The sequence below is a fragment of the Nocardia farcinica genome (assembly GCF_029867845.1).
In the GTDB taxonomy this organism is placed as follows: domain Bacteria; phylum Actinomycetota; class Actinomycetes; order Mycobacteriales; family Mycobacteriaceae; genus Nocardia; species Nocardia farcinica_A.
Genome location: NZ_JARWRU010001312.1, coordinates 1 through 6,080 on the forward strand (window position 1 = coordinate 1; position 6,080 = coordinate 6,080).

Sequence of the window (6,080 nt, forward strand, 5' to 3'; positions counted from 1 at the left end):
CGCGGCCGTACAGGTGGCCGGCGACCAGGCCGTGCCGTCGCGACAGCGGCCCGTAGCCGCCGCCGGGGACGTGCCCGCCGAGCCCGACGCCGAGGCAGATGCCGGAGGGCAGGGTGACGCCCCAGCCCTCGCGCAGCGCGCGATAGGCCGCGCCGAGGTCGAGGCCCGCGCCGACGGAGAAGGCACGATGGGTCTCGTCCCAGAAGACCTCGGTCAGGCCGCCGAGGTCGACGATGGCCTCGGTCTCGGCGCTGTCGACGAAATCGTCGAAACAGTGTCCGCCGGAGCGCACGGCGGGCCTGGTGTCGTCGGCGACCGCGCGGGTCAGCGCCTCGCACACCTGACCGGTGTCGGCGGGCAGGAAGATCCGCGCCGGCGACGCGGTGAAGCGGCGGTTGTAGCCGCGCGAGGTGAGCACGGGGTAGCGCAGGTCGCCCGGTTCGACGACCGGGACGGCGGCGCCCGCCCGGGGCGCGCCGAGCATCGCCGCCGCGCCGCCCGCCGCGGCCGCCCTGATGAAACCCCTGCGTGTCACCGTCATCCGTGGTCTCCTCGGTCGTCTCGTCCCTCGCGCCCGCACACGCTAACCCGCAGGTCACGCCGATCGGGGGCGAACACGGCGCGTCGCGTGCGCGAGTGATCCGCGTCGTAGGAGATGCACGAGCGCGCCGCTGCGGGTAGCTTTCGTTCCGATCAGGTGACCTGATCGGGATTCGGAGTGGTGAGCAGTGCGGTCTGAGGAAGTGCCGCGGCAGGTTCCGGCACGGGCGCGGACCGTGATGGCGCGGCGTGTCCGCTATGCCAACCTGTCGCGAATCGTCTGTGCCGCCGTCGAGGCCGATCCCGACAGCATCCTGGTGACCCTCGGGGTGAGCCGCCGCGATCTCGACCGGCGCTCCACGCGCTGGGCGCGCATCCTGCTCGCGCGCGGGATCGGGGCCCGGGATCTGGTCGTCGTCGCGGTCTCCTCGCCGGTGGACGCCGTGACGGCCATGTGGGCGATCGCCAAGGCGGGCGCGGCGTTCGGCCCCGGCGAGCCGGAACTGCTCGCCCGCGCGCGGATCGGCATCACCACCGCCTCCGACCTCGCGCACGCGCCGTCGGGTTCGATTCCGTGGCTGCTCATGGACGATCCGCGCCTGCGGACCGAGGCCGAGCGTCATCTCACCGAGCCGATCGTGCAGGCCGAGCGGGTGCGCCCGCTGCGCCCCGACGACCCGGCCTGGCTGTGCACCCGCACCGGACCCGACGGGGTGCGGATCGTCACCGTCCGGCAGGACCAGGTCGCCGACGCGCTCCCCCCGTACGACGCGCCGCCCGCCGAACTCGACCTGTTCGCGCCGGTGGACCAGCAGGAGAACCCGGCCACCCGCCTGGTGCGGCTGTTGCTGTCCTCCTGGCACTTCCGTCCGGCTCCCGCGCCCGAACCGGCTCCGCCGCAGACCCTGGCCGGGCTGTTCGACGCCGTCGCCGCGCGCCTGCCCGACCGGATCGCGGTCACCTCGGACGAGGGCGGCTACACCTACGCCGAACTCGACGCGCGGTCGAACCGGCTGGCGCGCAAACTGATCGCGCACGGCGTCGGCCCGGAGACCCTGACCGCCGTGCTGCGGCCGCGCGGTCTCGACCTGGTGGTGGCGCTGCTGGCGGTGGTCAAGGCGGGTGGCGCCTACCTGCCGATCGATCCGGCCTATCCCGAAGAACGCATCATCTACCTGCTCGACGACGCCAGGCCGGTGTGCGCGGTCACCGACGTGGTGGCCGACGTGCCGATCAATCTGCCGATCGTGGCGGTGGACGAGGGACAGGGCCTGTCCGCCGCGCCGATCACCGACGTAGATCGCCGGGCCCCGCTACGGCCCGGCCATCTGGCCTACGTCATCTACACCTCCGGCTCCACCGGCCGCCCCAAGGGGGTGCAGATCCCGCACCGCAACGTGGTCGCCCTGTTCGAGAGCACCCGCGAGCTGTTCGGCTTCGACCACACCGACGTGTGGACGATGTTCCACTCCTACGCCTTCGACTTCTCGGTGTGGGAGCTGTGGGGCGCGCTGCTGCACGGCGGCCGGGTGCACGTGGTCGACCTGGACACCGCCCGCTCCCCCGGCCGGTTCCGCGCTCTGCTCGGCGCCGAGGGGGTGACCGTGCTGAACCAGACCCCGTCGGCGTTCCATCAGCTCGGCGCCGCCGACCGGGAGAACGGTGCCGCGCCGTTGTCGTTGCGTCACGTGGTGTTCGGCGGCGAGGCCCTGGACGTGCGCACCCTGGCCGACTGGTTCGACCGCCACGGCGACCGCTGCCCGCGCCTGGTGAACATGTACGGCACCACCGAGACCACCGTGCACGCCACCTACCAGGAGCTGTCCGCCGAGGGCGCGGGCGGTATCGGCGCAGGCCTGCCCGGTCTGCGCGTGCTGGTGCTCGACCAGCGCCTGCACCCTGTTCCCTTCGGCGTCACCGGCGAGATCTACCTGGCGGGCGTGCAGGTGGCGCGCGGTTACCACGGCAGGCCCGGGCTGACCGCGAGCCGTTTCGTCGCCGATCCGCTCGGCGCGGGCACCCGAATGTACCGCACCGGCGATCTGGGCGCCTGGGGCAGCGACGGCACGCTGCGCTTTCTCGGCCGCGCCGACGACCAGGTGCAGGTGCGCGGCTTCCGGGTGGAGCTCGGCGAGGTCGAGGCCGCCGTGCTGGCCGCGCCGGGGGTGCGCAACGCCGCGGTGCTGGCGCGCGCGGACGTGGGCGGCACCAGGCAGCTGGTCGCCTACGTGACCGGCACCGACGACCACGCCGCCGTCCGTGCCGCCGTCGCGGAATCGCTGCCGCACTACATGGTTCCCTCGCTGGTGGTCACCGTCGAATCGCTGCCGCTGACCGCGCACGGCAAGCTCGATCGCGCCGCGCTGCCAGCCCCCGAGGTCGCCGCCGCCTATCGTGCGCCCGCCGATCCGACCGAGCAGGCCGTCGCCGCCGCCTTCGCCGAGGTGCTCGGGGTGTCCAGGGTGGGCGCCGAGGACGACTTCTTCGCCCTCGGCGGCACCTCGCTGCGCATGTTCGGTCTGCAACGGGCGCTGGCCGCCCGCCTCGGCGCCGAGGTACCGGTGGCGACCCTGCTCGAGGCGGGCACCGTGGCCGAACTGGCCCGCCGCCTGCGTGAGCAGCCGACGGCGGGCACCGAGGGGCCGGCGGCCGACCTCGCGCTGGAGCCGGAGATCACCGCGGTCGGCCTGCCCCGCCATCGCGGGCCCGTCACCGACGTGCTGCTCACCGGCGCCACCGGCTTCCTCGGCGCCTACCTGCTGCGCGAACTGCTCGACCGCGCCACCGCCAGGGTGTGGTGCCTGGTGCGCGCGGCGAGCGCCGAACACGGCATGGCCCGCATCCACACCACACTGGGCAACTACCGGCTGTGGGAGCCGGAGTTCGCCACCAGAATCGTTCCGGTGCCCGGCGATCTGGCCGCCCCCGGGCTCGGCCTGTCGGCACTGGACCGCACCCGCCTGGTCGAGCAGGTCCAGGTGATCTACCACAACGGCGCCAGGGTGAACCATCTCGAGCCGTACGCCCGGCTGCGGCAGGCCAATGTCGAGGGCACCAGGGAGATCCTGCGACTGGCCACCACCGGGCACGCCAAGCCGGTCCATTTCGTCTCAACCACCGGCACCGTGGTGGCCGAGGGCGAACCCGGCCCGGTCACCGAGGAACGCACCCGCCGGGCCGACGAACTGGCCGACAGCGGCTACATCCTCAGCAAGTGGGCCGCCGAGCAGCTGCTGTTCCAGGCCCGCGAGCGCGAGCTGCCGGTGCGCGTCTACCGCCCCGGCCTGATCTCCGGTGACCTGCAGTTCGGCGCCCACAATCCCGACGACAGCTTCTGGAACATGATCCGCGCGGCCGCCCTGCTCGGCGCGGCCCCCGAAGTGACCGATGCCGCGGTGTCCCTCGCGCCGGTCACCTATGTCGCCCGTGCCCTGGTGGAGATCTCGCTGCGCGCGCCCCGCGCCGCCGCCTTCCATCTGGTCAACCGTGTCCCCGTCCCGGTGTCCGCCGTCCTGGACGCGCTGCGCCGCAACGGTTTCCCCATCAGCACCGCCGACCCGGCCGAGCTCGGCGCGATGTTGCACCGCGAGGCCCATCGCCGCGACGCCGAGGGCGATGACACCCTCGTGCGCGCCGCCCTGCTCAGCACCGGTTACGCCGACGGCATCGCCTCGCTCGACGTCGACGACACCAACACCCGCACCCTGCTGGCGGGCACCGGCATCGACTGCCCCGTGCTCACTCCCGCCGACCTGGACACCTACATCCGCGCCTTCCGCGCCACCGGCTTCCTGCCCGCCGACGACGCCGATTCGAGTCCGACACTGTCGAACTGATCGCCGGACAATTGACCCGCAAAAACTATTCCGGGTCAATTAATCGGAATTGAATTTCCTATCCGAACAAGCGAATTCGTTTTCCGAATTCCTTTCGCCGAGAATTAGAACAAGCTATATTTCATATATTCCATCCGCGGTCCGACATCCCGTCCAACCGCTCCCCCGGAATTCTCTGGAGTACGCCATGAAAACGACTGCGCTTCGCGCCGGTTTCCTGCTGTCCGCCGCCGCGGCCACCTTCTTCTGCACCGCCACCCCCGCCAACGCCGCCACCGTCGACGTGAACTGGAGCTGCCGGGGCACCATCTTCGGCATCGGCCAGACCTCGAGCATGGCCACCACCGTCACCGGCACCGCGCCCGCCTCGGCGAGTTCGGGCTCCGCGGTCGCCATCACCCTCACCCCCGGCGTCTCCACCGTGCCCAGCTCGGCGTCCGGGTTCACCGTCAACAACATCAGCAACCTGAAGATGACCTTCCCGACCCCGGCCAACTCCACCCTGGTCTCGGCCAGCGCCTCCGGCGGCACCGTCTCCGGCACCGTGTCCACCTCCGGCGGCAACGTCGTGCTCACCGTGCCCGGCCCGATCCCCGGCGGCACCAGCTTCACCCCGCCCGCCGTCACCATCAACGTCACCGCCGGCAGCCCGGGCACTCCCATCACCAGCAAGTACGCCGGAACCAGCTACTCCAACCCCGGCATGACGATGACCACCAACGTGGCACTGATCGGCAACGTCGCCACCTCGTGCTACCCGAGCCCGTCCCCGACCCTCACCACCACGACCGTGAGCTGAGCTACCGGCGGGGCAACCATTTTCCCGACAATGGTTGCCCCGCTTCGCTTTTGGTCGCGCGGCACAAATTTCGGCGATGCGCCACACCGCACCGCCCGAGGTGTCGTACAGTGCATGTCCTACGCCGCGCACGGTCGTTCCACGGCCGGATCACTGCCCGCTTCCGTCATGCTCGTCAGCCGCGGTCCCGCCAGGCGGCCCGTCGACGGACACGACATGATCGAGGGGAAAGCCCGTGTGCCCGATGACAAGCGAACCCACCAGGATCTCCGCCGAACTGGCAAAGGCTCTGGAGTCCTACCACGGCACCGTCGAAGACCTCATCCGCGAACTGGTCCGGGTCCTCGGCCTCAACGAGACCGACCGCCGCGCCCTGGAGATCGTCCTGCTCGAACCGGAGCGGACCACCACCCCCGGCCTGCTGGCCGAACGCCTTGGCCTCACCGCCGCCGGTGTCACCATCATGCTCAACCGCCTGGAGAAACAGGGCTACATCACCCGCTCCCTGCACCCCACCGACCGCCGCCGCGTCGTCGTCACCGCCACCGAACTGGCCACCCGCCGCGTCCGCGAACTCGTCGTCCCCATGATCGTCGAGCGCTATCGCATGCTCCTGCGCCGCTACGACTCCGCCGAACGCGCCACCATCACCGATTTCCTCACCCGCGCGGCGGAACTACAGCGCGTGCACCGGCAGCGGCTGCGACAGGTCCAGCCCTACCCCCGCCCCTGACCGCCGCCACGTTCCCCCCGGTGCCTCTCCTCGCCGCGCTCGTGGCGCAGCCCACAGATCGGCTCCGGCGGGAACCGCCGGGCAGCCGGATGCGTCCGATATCGTGACGGCCGACGCTCAGGGAGGGAACACCATGCGCATTGCCCGCACCGCCGTAGCCGGACTGGCCGTT

General features: G+C 71.6%; 4 protein-coding genes. 3 read left to right on the forward strand and 1 reads right to left on the reverse strand.

What is annotated here, in order from left to right; genetic code table 11:
• The coding region (locus QH283_RS29395) for an FAD-binding protein (RefSeq protein WP_280506170.1) at window positions 1–541 on the reverse strand (541 nt) is incomplete at its 3' end.
• Between the two features lie 238 nt (window positions 542–779).
• Here QH283_RS29395 and QH283_RS29400 point away from each other — a divergent pair.
• The 3 genes from QH283_RS29400 to QH283_RS29410 all read left to right on the forward strand — a co-directional run bounded on the left by QH283_RS29400 (window position 780) and on the right by QH283_RS29410 (window position 5,908).
• The gene (locus QH283_RS29400) at window positions 780–4,376 is read left to right on the forward strand and encodes an amino acid adenylation domain-containing protein (RefSeq protein WP_280506171.1); all 3,597 of its coding nucleotides are present in this window, start codon (window positions 780–782) and stop codon (window positions 4,374–4,376) included.
• Between the two features lie 187 nt (window positions 4,377–4,563).
• A complete protein-coding gene (locus QH283_RS29405) occupies window positions 4,564–5,175 on the forward strand; it encodes a hypothetical protein (RefSeq protein ID WP_280506172.1) in 612 nt (203 codons plus the stop codon).
• A 244-nt stretch (window positions 5,176–5,419) separates the two neighbouring features.
• Complete coding sequence (locus QH283_RS29410) at window positions 5,420–5,908, forward strand: MarR family winged helix-turn-helix transcriptional regulator (protein WP_280506173.1); 489 nt, start codon at window positions 5,420–5,422, stop codon at window positions 5,906–5,908.
• Window positions 5,909–6,080: the final 172 nt, after the last annotated feature.

Bases quoted from the DNA above. Each gene is read 5' to 3' on its own strand.
- QH283_RS29410 (WP_280506173.1), top strand. From the start codon at position 5,420: ATGACAAGCGAACCCACCAGGATCTCCGCCGAACTGGCAAAGGCTCTG.
- QH283_RS29405 (WP_280506172.1), top strand. From the start codon at position 4,564: ATGAAAACGACTGCGCTTCGCGCCGGTTTCCTGCTGTCCGCCGCCGCG.
- QH283_RS29400 (WP_280506171.1), top strand. From the start codon at position 780: ATGGCGCGGCGTGTCCGCTATGCCAACCTGTCGCGAATCGTCTGTGCC.